This is a genomic window from Staphylococcus caeli, from assembly GCF_900097965.1.
GTDB lineage: Bacteria > Bacillota > Bacilli > Staphylococcales > Staphylococcaceae > Staphylococcus > Staphylococcus caeli.
In genome coordinates, this window is sequence record NZ_FMPG01000009.1 from 1 (window position 1) to 15,376 (window position 15,376).

Here is a 15,376-nt window from a genome sequence, read left to right on the forward strand (position 1 = left end):
ATACGGCACAGATATCTCTCCTTAATTATGGTTTCGTCGCTTATAATTATAGAGATATTTGTGCTTTTTTTGTATTCAAACATAAAAAAAACGATTGATGATTTTACTCACCAACCGTTAAAAGTGTACAGCCCACTTTTTTAGCTACTGATTCAAATAATTATAAAATCGGCAGTGAGTAAGTTAATTCTTGATTGTTTTAGTGGAAACAAATTATGAAATACCATTAATTAATATGACATCACTGGCTCAATATTCCTTGTTCAGTACGATTAAGTAAGCACAAGGATTTCTGATTTCCACTGGTATTAAGTTGTTTGAGTTAAATGAGTTATATGAACCAAGTGTACTATTTCTATAATGGTAATGTTTGGTTAATCATAGAAGATACTCTGTGTCACAGTAATATTTTTGGAAATGAAAATTTCGATTGTGCATAATTAAAAGCAAATTTTAAGTATAGTTTGAATTCAGCATAATATATTATTTGTAGCCATATCAGTATTATATTTAAAAATAAGCTGGTTTATTTGTGTTACATGTTTATGATATGTGTTAACTTTAGATAGAGTTGATAAGCATTAAAGAAGTTCAAATACTTTGGGAAAATAATTGCGATAGAGAAATACTAAACACTAACGTAATTATTAAAATCTGAGTGACAAGATAAAAGGGGATTCTAGAAATGGAAAATGAGAAATTATTATCAATTATTGTTCCAGTTTACAATAAGGAATTATTTTTAGAGGCTTGTATTGAATCGATTCAAAAGCTAAATATTGATAAAGAAAAAATAGAAGCGATTTTTGTAGATGATCGCTCAACTGATAAGTCATTAGAAATTACGGAAGCTTTTGCCGAAAAATATAGTTTTATCAAAAGTATACAGCTAGAAGAAAATTCTGGAAGTCCGTCAACGCCGAGGAATGTTGGCATCAAAGAGGCAAAAGGCACTTATGTAACATTTTTAGATGCTGATGATTGGTTAGATGCAGAGGGATTACCAATGTTAGTAAATCAGGCTGCAGAACATCGAGCTGATGTAGCTTTTGGACAAAGTGTTAAACATACTGAAAAAATTCAAAAAAAACTTGGTCGCTTTAGTTCATATAAAGTTGCAAATAATCTCGTGCCATATGAAATCGAAAGGATATTTAGAGCTGTTGGACCACCAGGTAAAATTATCAAAAGAGCGATTATAATAGATAATGAAATTGAATTTAAACATATGAAATATGGAGAAGACAAATTGTTTTTTATTGATGCGATATCAAAATGCAAAACAGCATCAATGAACTCAGTACCTGTATATCATGTTAATCGCTACACATACAATCAATCACTCGTTGGACAAACCAGTATTTTAGAAAAAACTAGACTTAATTTAAAAATATTAGAAGAAATTTTAAAATTGAACTTGCCAGCGTATGCAGAATTTCAAGCTATTAGTCGTATTATAGAAGTAGATTTTATGGCTCGTCTTTTTAACAATAATCGCTTTTTAAATGCAGAAAACAAGGCATCATTTTATGATTTATTTCATCAAATGACACAGGAAATTAAGAGATACGGTAAAAATGTAGAAGACTATTTGCTTGAGAATAAATTCAGAAATATTTATCAATTTTTAAAAAATGAAGAATATCAAAAGTTAAACGATTTTATAACAATACTTATACAAGCTGGGAAAGCCAAAAAATATGTTAAAGACAATCAAGTTTACTTTTTAATGCCCAAACATTTGCAAGAAGCCCTTCCAGTGAAAGAACCAATATTTGCAGTTTATGAAGGAACACAATGGATTGATCAAAATTTAAAAGAAGCTATTCGTGTATATAAAGACAATGATAAACAAGTGAACAAAGTATTACTATCAGAAATTAACAATGAATTGAATTATAAATCACTTAATTTTATAGAAAAAGAAAATTACATTTATATCAACACAGAAGATTTAGAGCAATGTGATTATAATTTTAATTTAGGCATCATATATGATGATTATAAATTTATAACAGTGAATATGAACTTGCCAAATGCAAACGACACAGTAAATTTAAGAAGACAAAATTTTAAAACTGAGTTTGAAGGTACTGGAGGAGCAAACGAAAATCCAGATGCTACCAACAAATATTTATCAGAAAATGTTAAAACAGTTATCGTTATCAAAAAAGCGCATCAATATCTAGATGTTGAGTTTAATCAACTGACAGAAGAAGATATTGAAGTAGGTGAACTGATAGAAATTAAAGAAATTGTACGAACACATAAAGGGACGCCAAGATTAAAAACAGCCAATGGTTACTTTATAACTGCAAATAAGCAATTCGTGAATCGTATAGTTAAAGCGACTTCAGACAAATATATCTATGATTTACCTCAAAGTGTTACTATCTTAAAAAAATGTAAGGAGTATCAAAATAGAAAGTTTGAAGGTGAAGCAATTAATATTTTAAATAACGGAGATCAAATTGAAATTAAAAAAATTGTCTTATCACCTAAAGGTACACCGAGATTAAAAACATTGAATAATACTTTCATTACAGCCAATCGTGATTTTGTGAAAGAAGTTTAAAATCCCAAATGAAATTGTTTATATCTAATGTGGATATTGAAAGAGAGCATTCAAAAAATGAATGCTCTCAGACTGTCGACAAAGTCTCCGACTTTGTTGGCAGTTTTTTTATGCACGCTTTCCGAGGGCACTGCCTTAGCCTGTAGTCTTCGGCTAGTGCTATTCCCGCAGGAGTCGGCATAAATCACTGCCAATATTTCACAAAAAATATTATAATATATGTAAATTAAACAGTGGTGGTGTTTATTGTGTTGAATAAATCAATTGATAAAAGAGATCAATATGAAATGATTTCTATCTCTGAATTAGTCCCTAATAATCATTTATTACGTAAAGTCGATGCGATATTAGATTTAAATTTTGTGTATGAACTTGTCGAAGACAAATATTGTCTTGATAATGGTAGACCATCTATAGATCCTGTGATTTTAGTGAAAATATTACTCATACAAAGATTGTTTGGCATTAAATCAATGAGACAAACAATTAAAGAAATAGAAACAAATGTAGCTTACCGTTGGTATTTAGGATATAGCTTTTTAGATAAAGTACCTCATTATGGAACTTTTAGTAAGAACTATACACGTCGTTTTCATGATACAGATTTATTTGAACAAATATTTGAGAAGATACTAGAAATAGCTATCAAAAATAACTTAATAGATCACTCATCTTTATTCATTGATTCTACACATATTAAAGCAAATGCAAATAAGAATAAATACATCAAAAAGATTGTAAAAAAGATGCACTTCACTTCCAAGAAGACTTGGATAATGAAATAAATGAATAAAGGCGAGCACAAGGAAAAAAGCCAATAAAAAATAAAAGCAAGGAGGAATATAAAACCAAATAGATAAGTACGACGGATCCAGAAGCCGGATACTACGTTAAAGGCGAACGAGAAAAGCAATTTGCTTATAGTTTACACGCATGTGTAGATAAAAATGGTTATATTATTGATAAGCATGTGACACCTGGTAATATTCACGATAGTACACAACTCAAACCAATGATTGAAAGATTAGAGATCAAGCAGATGTTACCTATCACATTAGCAATTGATTCAGGATATAAAACACCTTTTAATGCCCACTTTTTACTTGAAAAAGCAACAGTACCAGCAATGCCATATACGAGACCTAAAGGAAAACCTGGTTTTTTCAGAACAAAAGATTTCATCTACGATGAACATTATGATACTTATATTTGCCCTAATGATGAAACGCTATTATATAAAAGAACAATGCCAACAGGACACAGATTATATGTATCAGATGGTTCAATATGTCGAGATTGCCCACTACTAAGTAAATGTACTGAAAGTAAAGATGCCATAAAACAAATTAGAAGACATGTTTGGCAAGATGATTTAGATATAGTTGAAGATTTAAGATTTGTGGATACAATTAAAAAACAATATAAAATGCGAAGTCAAACAATAGAGAGAAGATTTGGCGATGCAAAAGAGCAGCATGGTATGCGATGGACGAGATATAGAGGACATGACAAAGTTTCCATGGATACCACGCTAATTTGTGCTGCCATGAATCTTAAAAAAATCGCAATGTTGCTAATAAAAGGCCCAGTAATGGTCTGAAAGACCACAACTATTTTTGAAAAAACTATATAAATGGAAAATAAACAAACCCTTCGCGTTTATTTGCGAAGGGTTTGTCAACGTTCTGAGAGCATTCAAAAAATGAATGCTCTCTTTTTTTATCTATTAATATTAATAAGTGAACAATTGATAGAGGTTAAATTCGAAACTAATTTAACCTTAACAAAAGAAATAGATGTAGAAAATTTGTGATATTCAGTTAATTGCATATAATTTAATTGCGTATTATACAGTTAAGCATTCAAAACTGTTGTAAAAGTTAGATTATTTAACAGTTAAAGCATTTTTAAGGCTGAGTAAGAAAAATCACACAATTAAATGACATATTATCTTATAGTAAATGTATCGAACGATAGCTAAACAAAAAACAACTTTTGAAATGCATCGTTTGCAACGAAGATACAGTCATAACAAACTAATTTTAACGAGGAGTGTTTATAGTGGAAGGTTTATTCGAAGCAATTAAAAACACAGTTCAAGCAGGCATTGCTGGAGACGGCGCAAAATTAGGAACAAGTATTGTAAGTATCGTAGAAAATGGCGTTGGAGCATTATCTAAATTATTCGGATTCTAGTATTAAAATATATAAATATAAAACAAAGAGGAGAATTTAATTATGACTAAATTAGCAGAAGCAATCGCAAATACAGTAAAAGCAGCAAAATCAGGTAATGGTGCAGACTTAGGTTCAAGCATCGTAGATATCGTATCAAGCGGTGTAGGTTTATTAGGCAAAGTTTTCGGACTTTAATTCAAATATAAATAATACAAAAATATAAAATAAAGGAGCAAATAAAAATGGCAGATTTATTTAACGCAATCAAAGAAACAGTACAAGCAGGTATTGCTGGAGACGGCGCGAAATTAGGAACAAGCATCGTAAGCATTGTAGAAAACGGTGTGGGCGTATTATCTAAATTATTCGGATTCTAGTATTAAATTATATATAAAATAAACTTATAGAGGAGAATTTAATTATGGCTAAATTAGCAGAAGCAATCGCAAATACAGTAAAAGCAGCAAAATCAGGTAACGGTTCAGACTTAGGTTCAAGCATCGTAGATATCGTATCAAGTGGTGTAGGTTTATTAGGTAAAGTTTTCGGACTTTAATTCAAATATAAATAATACAAAAATATAAAATAAAGGGGTAATTTAAAATGGCAGATTTATTTAACGCAATCAAAGAAACAGTACAAGCAGGTATTGCTGGAGACGGCGCGAAATTAGGAACAAGCATCGTAAGCATCGTAGAAAACGGTGTAGGCGTATTATCTAAATTATTCGGATTCTAGTATTCGGATGTATAAACAATGGTCAGGGTGATAACCTTGGCCATTTTTTTGTGCCATAAAATCATGTATACTACTACAAAAGCATATATTTAATTATTATAAGATTTGAATGTAAAAGAGGGTACCCATAATGAAGAGAAAGAGTTTACTTTTAGATTTTGATGATACAATAGTTGATTTTAAAAGTGCAGAAGCATATGCATTTTATAAATTAGCAGAGCATTACAACTTAGAAGTTAATAATGAAGATTTACAAAATTTTATGTTGGTCAATGAAGCACACTGGAATGCTTTCCAAAAAAATGAACTAACAAAAACTGAAGTTTTGAGTCAAAGATTTGAAGTTTATTTTGAGTCGCATCAATTAACTGTCGATGGTAATGAGGCGGATCAAATTTTTAGAAATGAATTAGCAAACGCGCCAATTAAATATTTTAGGAACACTAAAGATACGCTAGCACAATTAAAAACACAGCATGATTTATATATTGTGACGAATGGTGTGTTAGAAACACAAGAAAGACGTATTGCAAAGACAGAAATAGAGCAGTGGTTTAAAGATATATTTGTTTCTGAACAAACAGGTTACCAAAAGCCAATGCCAGAATTCTTTGATTTTGTATTTAATGTTATAGGTGAAGATAAACGCGAAAATGCAATAATAATAGGAGATTCATTGTCTTCTGATATATTAGGCGGCAAAAATGCGGGTATCAAAACATGTTGGTTCAATCCAAGAAAGAAAATTAATGAGTCAAGTATCATTCCTGACCACACTATTAATTCGTTAGACCAAATATTAACACTTATAAAATAAAAAAGAGATTGCACGCATGCAATCTCTTTTAATTATGGCTTCCAAACTAATACGTCGTGACCATCTCTATTAACTGCTTCTAAATCAGTGAAACCATGCTTAATAAAAAATGGTTTAGACTGATTTCGAGCGATAACTTTAATAGGGAGTCCTTGTTCTTTGGCAAAGTCTAAAAGTGCCTTGCCGTAACCACGGTCTTGAAAATCGCGTAAAACTTCTAATTTCCATAATACGTTATAATCATCGAAGTCTGGGAAGTATGTTTCTTCTACTTCTCCTTTACGGTATAACGCCATTCTTGCCCCTAAACGGTCGCCGACATAAATACCGTAGAATGGTGAATCTGAACTTGCATCAATCATCTCTCCACGAAGTTCGTCAACTAAATATAAATCTTCGTTTCCGAAGTTACGGAAATCTTCGAAAAGTTCGTCTGTTTTGTAATTGATATCGAGACGCTTAACATTACTCATAGCATCTTCCCCCTTTGCATTATTACATACTATTATACCTTATTTTAATTGTTTTTTCACAAAAATAGCGGTTTAAATCTTTAACCATTTATGGATAAGTTTTTATCTCAATAAATTAGTTGAAATATGTATTTGAATTAGTAGATTGTTGTGTAACTTACATACGTAACTTTATTTAGCAATAAATAATATAAAAATATAGGCCGTAAAATTGTCAATATTGAATATAAACTTTATACTAATTAGGAATAGAGTAACATAAGGAGAATTACGCATGGATTGTATGATTACGAAACTAAACGAAAAAGATCAATTTATATCGAAAATAAAAAATAGTGATTCAACGCTAGGGCAGTTTTATCAATTTGATGCAATGGACGAAAACAGTTACCATACGCAACTCACAGCTACTAATAATGGTAGAGAAGAAGCTCTTTCGGAAGTTATAGCACATTATATGAGTGATTTAACATTATCTGAACAGCAGTCTGAAAATTTAAGATTATTAAGTGAAGGCGCTAAAGTAATTATAGGTGGTCAGCAAGCAGGATTGTTTGGCGGTCCTTTATACACGTTTCATAAGATATTTTCAATCATTACCTTGAGTGAAAAACTTTCGAAGGATTATGATACAAATGTGTTACCAGTATTTTGGATTGCAGGAGAAGATCATGATTTTGATGAAGTCAATCATACTTATGCTTACAATGCGCAACAAGCAAATTTACAAAAAGTAAAATATCATACGATGACACCACCAGAAGCAAGCGTATCAACATATTATCCAGATAAAGAACAACTAAAAGAGACACTTGGACAGTTTTTCCAACAATTGAATGAAACAGTACATACGAAGCAACTATTAAAGATGTGTACTTCTATTATTGAACAATATGATTGTTGGACAGATATGTTCAAAGCGTTATTACATGAAGTGTTCAAATCGTATGGATTATTAATGATTGATGCAAATGATCCGGAATTGAGAAAAATAGAACGACCATTTATTAAACAAATTATCGAACAACATGAAGCAGTAGATACCGCTTTTAGATCTGGTCAAAAAAATACAATCGATAACGGCTTGGATCAAATGATACAAACAGAAACTAATGTGCATTTGTTTTTACAAGAAGACAACATGCGACAATTGTTAACGTTTAAAGATGATCACTTCTATCTTAATAAATCAGACAAATATATTACTAAAGAAGAATTACTTAATATATTAGAAGTAGAACCAGAACGCTTTTCTAATAATGTGGTAACACGTCCAATTATGGAAGAATGGTTATTTAATACAGTGGCATTTGTCGGTGGCCCAAGTGAGATTAAATATTGGGCTGAATTAAAAGAGGTATTTCATACCTTGGATGTAGAGATGCCAATTGTGTTACCAAGATTGAGAATCAGTTATATGTATACACGGACTCAAAAGTTACTTGCGCAATATAATTTGGAAGCACGATCTATTATTAAAAATGGTATCGCAGAAAGTAAAGAAAGCTTCGTACGAGCGCAAGCTTCACAATCATTAATAGATAAAGTAGAAGCGTTGAAAATACAGCAAGAAAAGTTATACGAAACATTAAAAGATGAAGTTTTTGATAGTAACGATAACCAATTATTATTAGAGAAGAATAATGAAATTCATCAGAATCAGTTTGATTACTTAATTAACAGATACCTTTTAAATATAGAAAGAGAAAACGCAATTAGTATGAAGCATTTTAATGAGTTAAGCGCGTCATTACATCCGATGGGAGGATTGCAAGAAAGAATTTGGAATCCACTACAAATTATGAATGATTTTGGGATAGATGTGTTCAGTCCCTCCACCTATCCACCACTTTCTTACACTTTTGATCATATTATCATTAAACCTTAGATACACAAGGGTTTCACCCGATTCATCAACTTGATGAATCGGGTGTTTTTTTATGTATTTTAAGAAAAATTGGTGAAATTTGTATAATTAGTGGAGGATAGTGGTGAGATGTGGTAAATTATATATATAAGAAGGTGAGGTGATTATAAATGTTCATGGGAGAATACGAACATCAGTTGGATACCAAAGGACGTATGATAGTTCCATCTAAGTTTCGTTATGATTTAAATGAACGTTTTATAATCACTCGAGGCCTTGATAAATGTTTGTTTGGCTATACTTTGGAAGAATGGCAAATCATTGAAGAAAAAATGAAGACATTACCTATGACTAAGAAGGATGCACGTAAATTTATGCGTATGTTCTTCTCAGGAGCAGTTGAAGTAGAGTTAGATAAGCAAGGGCGTATCAACATTCCACAGAATTTACGCCAATATGCAAACTTAAGTAAGGAATGTACAGTAATTGGTGTTTCAAATCGTATTGAGATTTGGGATAGAGAAACTTGGAGCAGCTTCTATGATGAATCTGAAGAAAGTTTCGAAGACATTGCTGAAGACTTAATAGATTTTGATTTCTAAATGGAGGTGTTAACTTGTTTCATCATGTCAGCGTAATGCTTAAAGAGACCATTGATTATTTAAATATTAAAGAAGATGGCGTGTATGTCGACTGTACATTAGGTGGGGCAGGTCATGCGCTCTATTTATTAAATCAACTCGGAGACGAAGGTAGACTAATTGCAATTGATCAAGATACGACAGCTATAGAAAATGCTAAATCAGTATTGAAAGATCATCTGCATAAAGTAACCTTCGTACACAGCAACTTTAGAAATATAACTGAAATTTTAAATGACTTAAATATTGAAAAAGTAGATGGTATTTATTACGATCTAGGCGTTTCTAGTCCACAACTAGATGTGCCAGAGCGTGGTTTTAGTTATCATCATGATGCAAAATTAGACATGCGAATGGACCAAACACAGGCATTATCGGCTTATGAAGTTGTTAATGATTGGGAGTTTGAAAAACTTGTTAGAATTTTCCATCGCTATGGCGAAGAAAAATTTTCTAAACAAGTTGCTAGACGTATAGAACAAAATAGAGCACAGAAGCCAATAGAAACAACTTTAGAGCTAGTAGACATCATTAAAGAAGGGATACCGGCTAAAGCACGACGAACGGGCGGACATCCAGCGAAAAGAATTTTCCAAGCGATTCGCATCGCAGTTAATGATGAACTATCCTCATTTGAACAATCGTTAGAACAAGCAATCGAAGCAGTAAAAGTAGAGGGTAGGATTTCAGTTATAACGTTTCATTCATTAGAAGATCGTTTATGTAAGCAAATGTTTCAAGAATACGAAAAAGGGCCTGATGTACCAAGGGGATTGCCAGTCATACCTGAAGCATACACACCTAAATTGAAACGCGTTAACCGTAAACCTTTCACCGCTAGTGATGATGATCTTGAAGTAAACAATAGAGCGCGTAGTGCAAAGTTACGTGTAGCAGAAATTTTAAAATAAGGAGTGAATGATGAGTGGCAGTTGAAAAGATATATCAACCTTATAACGATATAGAAACACAAATTCCTGAGTCGCAACCAAGGACAGAGCCGAAAACCGTAAAACGTAAAGTCGTAGTTCAACTTACAAAGTTTGAGAAGATGTTATACATAGGACTTATAACAGTTATTGCTTTAATCAGTATTTATATGCTATCTTTAAAAATGGATGCGTATGATACACGAGGAAAAATTGCAGATTTGGACACAAAAATCGAAAAACAATCAAGTGAAAACAGCGCAATAGAATCTGAAATTAAAAAGAACTCTTCATATGAACGCATTTACGATAAGGCTAAGAACGAAGGAATGAGCCTTAAGAACGACAATGTAAAGGTAGTGCGTAATAATGGCGAAGCGAAAAATTAGATTAAAAAAACCTAAATTTCAAATTAAACAAAGCAAAATAGGGGCAGTCCTACTCATCCTTGGATTCGGACTGCTCTTTTTTACGTTGGTTTTAAGATATTCATATATTATGTTGACCGGTCACTCATCCGGTGAAGATTTAATCATGAAAGCAAACGAGAAATATTTAGTGCATAGTCAAGAGCAACCAGAAAGAGGTAAAATCTATGACAGAAATGGCAAAATTCTGGCTGAAGATGTTGAACGATATAAACTTGTGGCCATTGTAGATAAAAAAGCAAGTGAAGGCAGTGACAAACCTAAACACGTTACTGACAAAAAAGAGACTGCTAAAAAATTAGCAACAGTAGTTGATATGTCAGCTAAAGAAATTGAAGAAAAGCTAAACAATAAAAAGGCCTTTCAAGTCGAGTTTGGGCAAAAAGGCACAGATTTAACATATCAAGAAAAAGAAAAAATAGAAAAAATGAAGCTACCAGGTGTGACATTATATCCAGAGACTGAAAGATTTTATCCTAATGGAAACTTTGCATCTCACCTTATCGGTATGGCTCAAAAAGATCCAGAAAATGGTGATCTTAAAGGCGCAATGGGTGTAGAAAAAATCTTTGATAGTTATTTATCAGGCCAAAAAGGTGCGCTCTCATATATACATGATATTTGGGGTTATATCGCACCAAATACTAAACAAGAAAAAGCACCAAAACGTGGTGATGATGTTCATTTAACGATTGACTCTAATATTCAAGTTTTTGTAGAAGAAGCATTGGACGGCATGGTTGAACATTATAAACCTAAAGACTTATTTGCTGTGGTGATGGATGCACACACAGGTGAAATATTAGCATTCAGTCAAAGACCAACATTCAACCCAGAAACTGGTAAAGATTTCGGGAAGAAATGGGCCAATGATTTATATCAAAACACGTATGAACCAGGATCAACATTTAAATCTTATGGATTAGCAGCCGCAATTCAAGAAGGAAAATTTGATCCAAAAGAAAAATATACTGCTGAGCCTCGTGAAGTTATGGGTTCAAAAATCTCTGACTGGAATAAAGTAGGTTGGGGTAAAATTCCAATGTCACTAGGATTCACATATTCTTCCAACACGTTAATGATGCATTTGCAAGACTTAGTTGGTGCAGATAAAATGAAAGATTGGTATGAGAAATTTGGTTTTGGTAAGTCTACTAACGGCTTGTTTGATGGTGAAGCCACTGGTGGTATCGCTTGGGATAACGAAGCGCAACAAAAAACATCTTCATTCGGACAATCTACTACAGTTACACCAGTTCAAATGCTTAGAGCGCAATCAGCATTTTTCAACGATGGAAATATGCTGAACCCATGGTTTGTAGACAGTATTTCAAACCCAGTCAGCAAAGATACTTTTTATAAAGGTAAAAAGGAAGTTGCTGGAAAACCAATTACAAAAGATACGGCTAAAAAAGTGCGCACTGAACTAGATAAAGTCGTAAATAGTAAAGATAGTCATGCCCAAAATTATAAAATCGATGGATATGACGTAGCTGGTAAAACAGGTACTGCGCAAGTAGCTGATTCGGATAATGGCGGCTATGTCAATGGTGCAAACCCATACTTTGTTAGTTTCATAGGTGATGCACCCAAAGATGATCCAGAAGTAATTGTTTATGCAGGTATGAGTTTGGCCCAAAAAAATGACCAAGAAGCTTATGAAATGGGTGTAAGTAAGGCATTTAAACCTATTATGGAAAATACGTTGAAATATCTTAATGTAGGAGATAAAAATTCAAAAGATAGTTCCGACGTTAAATATAGCAAAATTCCAAATGTAGAAGGTCAAGCTACTCAAAAAGCACAAGACAAATTAAATGGTAAATCGATAGAGCCAGTGGTAATCGGTAGCGGAGAAAAGGTTACGAAACAATCAGTTACGCCAGATAAAGAAGTACTACCGAATAGTAAGGTTCTGTTATTAACAGATGGAGATCTTACTATACCTGATATGACAGGATGGACAAAAGAAGAAGTAGTCGCTTTTGAAAAACTTACTAACACTAAGGTTACAACTAAGGGTAGTGGTTTTGTATCTAACCAATCAGTAACAAAAGGTCAAAAATTAAGCAAAAATGACAAAATTGAAGTTACGCTATCGTCAGAAGATATAAATGGACAATCATCGGAACAAGATTCGAGTGATAGTCAATCATCAAGCGATCAATCCAAGGACAAAGATTCGAAAGATAAACAAAATTAATTGAAGAAACAGGATTTTTGTATACTATTCTCGATTGAAAGATAGAATGATTTAGAACATTAAGGTGTAGCAATTGCAAAACGGTGATCTGTCAATAAACGATCAATCAACGTTTATGCAATTGTTACCTTATTACATAGTAATTAACTACTGAGCATCACGACATAATCCAATTAAAGAAATAAAGGAGCATTATATGGTTTATTTACTCGCAATTATTGCACTTCTAATCACATTTATATTAGTCCCAGTATTAATTCCAACGCTTAAACGAATGAAGTTTGGTCAAAGTATTAGAGAAGAAGGCCCACAAAGCCACATGAAGAAAACAGGCACACCAACAATGGGCGGTCTTACTTTTCTTATCAGTATCATTATCACATCAGTATTAGCAATTATCTTTATGGATAATTCGAATCCCATAATCTTATTATTATTTGTGACGATTGGTTTTGGACTTATAGGATTTATTGACGATTACATTATTGTTGTTAAGAAAAATAACCAAGGTTTGACAAGTAAGCAAAAATTCTTAGCACAAATTGCAATTGCAGTTATATTTTTCATTTTAAGCCAAGTATTCAATTTAACTGATTTTTCAACTGGTATACATATACCATTCGTTAACATTGAAATTCCATTATCTATTGCATACGTAATATTTATTGTCTTCTGGCAAGTAGGTTTTTCAAATGCGGTTAATTTAACAGATGGCTTGGATGGACTAGCAACTGGTTTGTCTATCATTGGTTTTGTGATGTATGCAATTATGGCTTACTTCCAAGGCGCAACATCTATTGGTATATTTTGTGTCATCATGATATTTGCATTGCTTGGATTCTTGCCATTTAATTTAAATCCAGCAAAAGTCTTCATGGGGGATACAGGTAGTTTAGCACTAGGTGGCATTTTTGCTACGATATCCATCATGTTAAACCAAGAGTTATCGCTTATATTCATAGGCTTTGTATTTGTGGCTGAAACGTTATCTGTAATGATGCAAGTAACATCATTTAAGCTAACGGGTAAAAGAATTTTTAAAATGTCACCGTTACATCATCACTTTGAACTTGTAGGTTGGAACGAGAAAAAAGTTGTTACCGTATTTTGGACAGTAGGCTTGATTTCAGGACTAATCGGCTTATGGATTGGAGTGAACTAAATTGCTTAAATATACAGGCTTAGAAGGAAAAAATGTACTGGTCATTGGATTAGCAAAAAGTGGTTATGAAGCAGCGAAGTTATTAAATAAACTTGGTGCACATGTGATTGTTAATGACGGTAAAGATTTAAGTCAAGATGCACATGCAATAGATTTGGAAAATATGGGTATTAAAGTTATCGGGGGCGAACATCCTTTATCGTTGCTCGATAGCAATCCTATTATTGTAAAAAACCCTGGTATTCCATACTCAGTGCCATTGATTGAAGCGGCAATAGCTAAAGGATTAACAATTTTAACCGAAGTTGAATTGAGTTATTTGATTTCCGAAGCGCCTATTATTGCTGTCACTGGAACAAATGGTAAAACTACAGTTACATCATTAATTGGAGATATGTTTCAAAAAAGTAGAGTAATTGGTAAGTTGTCAGGGAATATTGGATATGTTGCTTCCAAAGTTGCTCAAGAAGTGTCTTCAGAGGATTATTTAATTACAGAGTTATCGTCATTTCAATTATTAGGTATTGACAAATATAAACCGCATATCGCAATTATTACGAATATCTATTCAGCACATTTAGATTATCACGAGACATTAGACAATTATCAAAATGCTAAAAAACAAATTTATAAAAATCAAACCGAAGATGACTATTTAATATGTAATTTTCATCAACGTCATTTAATTGAGTCTGAATCATTAAAAGCAAAGACGTATTATTTCTCAACACAACAAGAAGTAGATGGCATATATGTTCAAGATGGATACATCGTTTTTAAAGGCTTTAGAATCATTCATAAAGATGATTTAGTGTTGCCAGGTGAACATAATTTGGAAAATATACTTGCTGCAGTACTGGCTGCATTACTTTCAGGTGTATCAGTTAGAGCTATTATAGATAGTCTTACTACGTTTTCTGGAATTGAACACCGCTTACAGTATGTTGGTACGAACAAGACGAATAAATATTATAATGATTCAAAAGCCACTAATACACTTGCAACGCAATTTGCACTAAATTCATTTGATCAACCAATCATTTGGTTATGTGGCGGCTTAGATCGAGGCAATGATTTTGATGAATTAATTCCACATATGGACAATGTTCGTGTGATGGTTGCATTCGGTGAGACTAAAGAAAAATTTGTGAAATTAGGCGAAAGTCAAGGTAAATACGTATTAACTGCGAATGACGTTCAAGATGCAGTGGATAAAATACAATCTGTTATAGAACCTAATGACGTTGTTTTACTGTCTCCAGCGTGTGCAAGTTGGGATCAATATAATACATTTGAAGAGCGTGGGAATAAATTTATTAAAAGTTTCCAAGCAAACTTACCTTCTTTTTAAAGGGTGTGAAAATA

Annotated in this window: 15 protein-coding genes and 1 pseudogene; 15 read left to right on the forward strand and 1 reads right to left on the reverse strand. The window is 32.5% G+C overall.

All coding sequences use genetic code 11. The annotated features are described in order from the left end of the window. Positions 1-685 precede the first annotated feature (685 nt). From BJS11_RS09195 to BJS11_RS09230, 8 genes and pseudogenes are all read left to right on the forward strand, one after another. Positions 686-2,575, forward strand: a complete 1,890-nt coding sequence (locus tag BJS11_RS09195) for a DUF5776 domain-containing protein (RefSeq protein ID WP_069995671.1) — start codon at positions 686-688, stop codon at positions 2,573-2,575. Positions 2,576-2,862: 287 nt separating this feature from the next. Then, a pseudogene (locus BJS11_RS09200) lies at positions 2,863-4,175 on the forward strand (IS1182 family transposase). 461 nt (positions 4,176-4,636) lie between these two features. Then, positions 4,637-4,771 (forward strand): beta-class phenol-soluble modulin, encoded by a 135-nt coding sequence (locus tag BJS11_RS09205; RefSeq protein ID WP_069995670.1) that lies wholly within the window; start codon positions 4,637-4,639, stop codon positions 4,769-4,771. A 42-nt stretch (positions 4,772-4,813) separates the two neighbouring features. Then, positions 4,814-4,948, forward strand: coding sequence for a beta-class phenol-soluble modulin (locus BJS11_RS09210; protein ID WP_069995669.1), 135 nt, complete (start codon positions 4,814-4,816; stop codon positions 4,946-4,948). 47 nt (positions 4,949-4,995) lie between these two features. Then, positions 4,996-5,130: a beta-class phenol-soluble modulin gene (locus BJS11_RS09215; RefSeq protein ID WP_011303334.1), complete on the forward strand. Its 135-nt coding sequence runs from the start codon at positions 4,996-4,998 to the stop codon at positions 5,128-5,130. A gap of 44 nt (positions 5,131-5,174) precedes the next feature. Beyond that, on the forward strand, positions 5,175-5,309 hold the full coding sequence (locus BJS11_RS09220; RefSeq protein WP_069995668.1) for a beta-class phenol-soluble modulin: 135 nt from the start codon (positions 5,175-5,177) through the stop codon (positions 5,307-5,309). A 47-nt stretch (positions 5,310-5,356) separates the two neighbouring features. Continuing rightward, positions 5,357-5,491, forward strand: a complete 135-nt coding sequence (locus BJS11_RS09225) for a beta-class phenol-soluble modulin (protein ID WP_011303334.1) — start codon at positions 5,357-5,359, stop codon at positions 5,489-5,491. 130 nt (positions 5,492-5,621) lie between these two features. After that, complete coding sequence (locus BJS11_RS09230) at positions 5,622-6,308, forward strand: YjjG family noncanonical pyrimidine nucleotidase (protein WP_069995667.1); 687 nt, start codon at positions 5,622-5,624, stop codon at positions 6,306-6,308. 32 nt (positions 6,309-6,340) lie between these two features. Here BJS11_RS09230 and BJS11_RS09235 read toward each other — a convergent pair whose 3' ends face one another. Continuing rightward, positions 6,341-6,781 carry an N-acetyltransferase gene (locus BJS11_RS09235; protein WP_069995666.1) on the reverse strand — a complete coding sequence of 147 codons (441 nt, stop codon included), beginning with the start codon at positions 6,779-6,781 and terminating at the stop codon, positions 6,341-6,343. 274 nt (positions 6,782-7,055) lie between these two features. On the opposite strand from BJS11_RS09235, the gene bshC reads away from it, so the two are divergent. From bshC to murD, 7 genes are all read left to right on the forward strand, one after another. Continuing rightward, on the forward strand, positions 7,056-8,669 hold the full coding sequence (bshC, locus tag BJS11_RS09240; RefSeq protein WP_069995665.1) for a bacillithiol biosynthesis cysteine-adding enzyme BshC: 1,614 nt from the start codon (positions 7,056-7,058) through the stop codon (positions 8,667-8,669). A gap of 149 nt (positions 8,670-8,818) precedes the next feature. Continuing rightward, entirely contained in the window at positions 8,819-9,250 is a 432-nt protein-coding gene (mraZ, locus tag BJS11_RS09245) for a division/cell wall cluster transcriptional repressor MraZ (protein ID WP_069995664.1), read from the forward strand. Positions 9,251-9,264: 14 nt separating this feature from the next. Beyond that, positions 9,265-10,200 (forward strand): 16S rRNA (cytosine(1402)-N(4))-methyltransferase RsmH, encoded by a 936-nt coding sequence (gene rsmH, locus BJS11_RS09250; protein ID WP_069995663.1) that lies wholly within the window; start codon positions 9,265-9,267, stop codon positions 10,198-10,200. A gap of 14 nt (positions 10,201-10,214) precedes the next feature. Then, positions 10,215-10,607: a cell division protein FtsL gene (gene ftsL / locus BJS11_RS09255; protein ID WP_069995662.1), complete on the forward strand. Its 393-nt coding sequence runs from the start codon at positions 10,215-10,217 to the stop codon at positions 10,605-10,607. Then, positions 10,588-12,849, forward strand: a complete 2,262-nt coding sequence (locus BJS11_RS09260; RefSeq protein ID WP_069995661.1) for a penicillin-binding protein — start codon at positions 10,588-10,590, stop codon at positions 12,847-12,849. Before ftsL ends, BJS11_RS09260 begins: the two co-directional genes overlap by 20 nt. A gap of 196 nt (positions 12,850-13,045) precedes the next feature. Beyond that, the gene (gene mraY / locus BJS11_RS09265) at positions 13,046-14,011 is read left to right on the forward strand and encodes a phospho-N-acetylmuramoyl-pentapeptide-transferase (RefSeq protein WP_069995660.1); all 966 of its coding nucleotides are present in this window, start codon (positions 13,046-13,048) and stop codon (positions 14,009-14,011) included. A gap of 1 nt (position 14,012) precedes the next feature. Then, on the forward strand, positions 14,013-15,362 hold the full coding sequence (gene murD / locus BJS11_RS09270; RefSeq protein WP_069995659.1) for a UDP-N-acetylmuramoyl-L-alanine--D-glutamate ligase: 1,350 nt from the start codon (positions 14,013-14,015) through the stop codon (positions 15,360-15,362). Positions 15,363-15,376: the final 14 nt, after the last annotated feature.

Bases quoted from the DNA above. Each gene is read 5' to 3' on its own strand.
- mraY (WP_069995660.1), top strand. From the start codon at position 13,046: ATGGTTTATTTACTCGCAATTATTGCACTTCTAATCACATTTATATTA.
- BJS11_RS09215 (WP_011303334.1), top strand. From the start codon at position 4,996: ATGGCAGATTTATTTAACGCAATCAAAGAAACAGTACAAGCAGGTATT.
- BJS11_RS09230 (WP_069995667.1), top strand. From the start codon at position 5,622: ATGAAGAGAAAGAGTTTACTTTTAGATTTTGATGATACAATAGTTGAT.
- BJS11_RS09225 (WP_011303334.1), top strand. From the start codon at position 5,357: ATGGCAGATTTATTTAACGCAATCAAAGAAACAGTACAAGCAGGTATT.
- BJS11_RS09260 (WP_069995661.1), top strand. From the start codon at position 10,588: ATGGCGAAGCGAAAAATTAGATTAAAAAAACCTAAATTTCAAATTAAA.
- BJS11_RS09210 (WP_069995669.1), top strand. From the start codon at position 4,814: ATGACTAAATTAGCAGAAGCAATCGCAAATACAGTAAAAGCAGCAAAA.
- BJS11_RS09220 (WP_069995668.1), top strand. From the start codon at position 5,175: ATGGCTAAATTAGCAGAAGCAATCGCAAATACAGTAAAAGCAGCAAAA.
- BJS11_RS09195 (WP_069995671.1), top strand. From the start codon at position 686: ATGGAAAATGAGAAATTATTATCAATTATTGTTCCAGTTTACAATAAG.
- mraZ (WP_069995664.1), top strand. From the start codon at position 8,819: ATGTTCATGGGAGAATACGAACATCAGTTGGATACCAAAGGACGTATG.
- bshC (WP_069995665.1), top strand. From the start codon at position 7,056: ATGGATTGTATGATTACGAAACTAAACGAAAAAGATCAATTTATATCG.
- BJS11_RS09235 (WP_069995666.1), bottom strand. From the start codon at position 6,781: ATGAGTAATGTTAAGCGTCTCGATATCAATTACAAAACAGACGAACTT.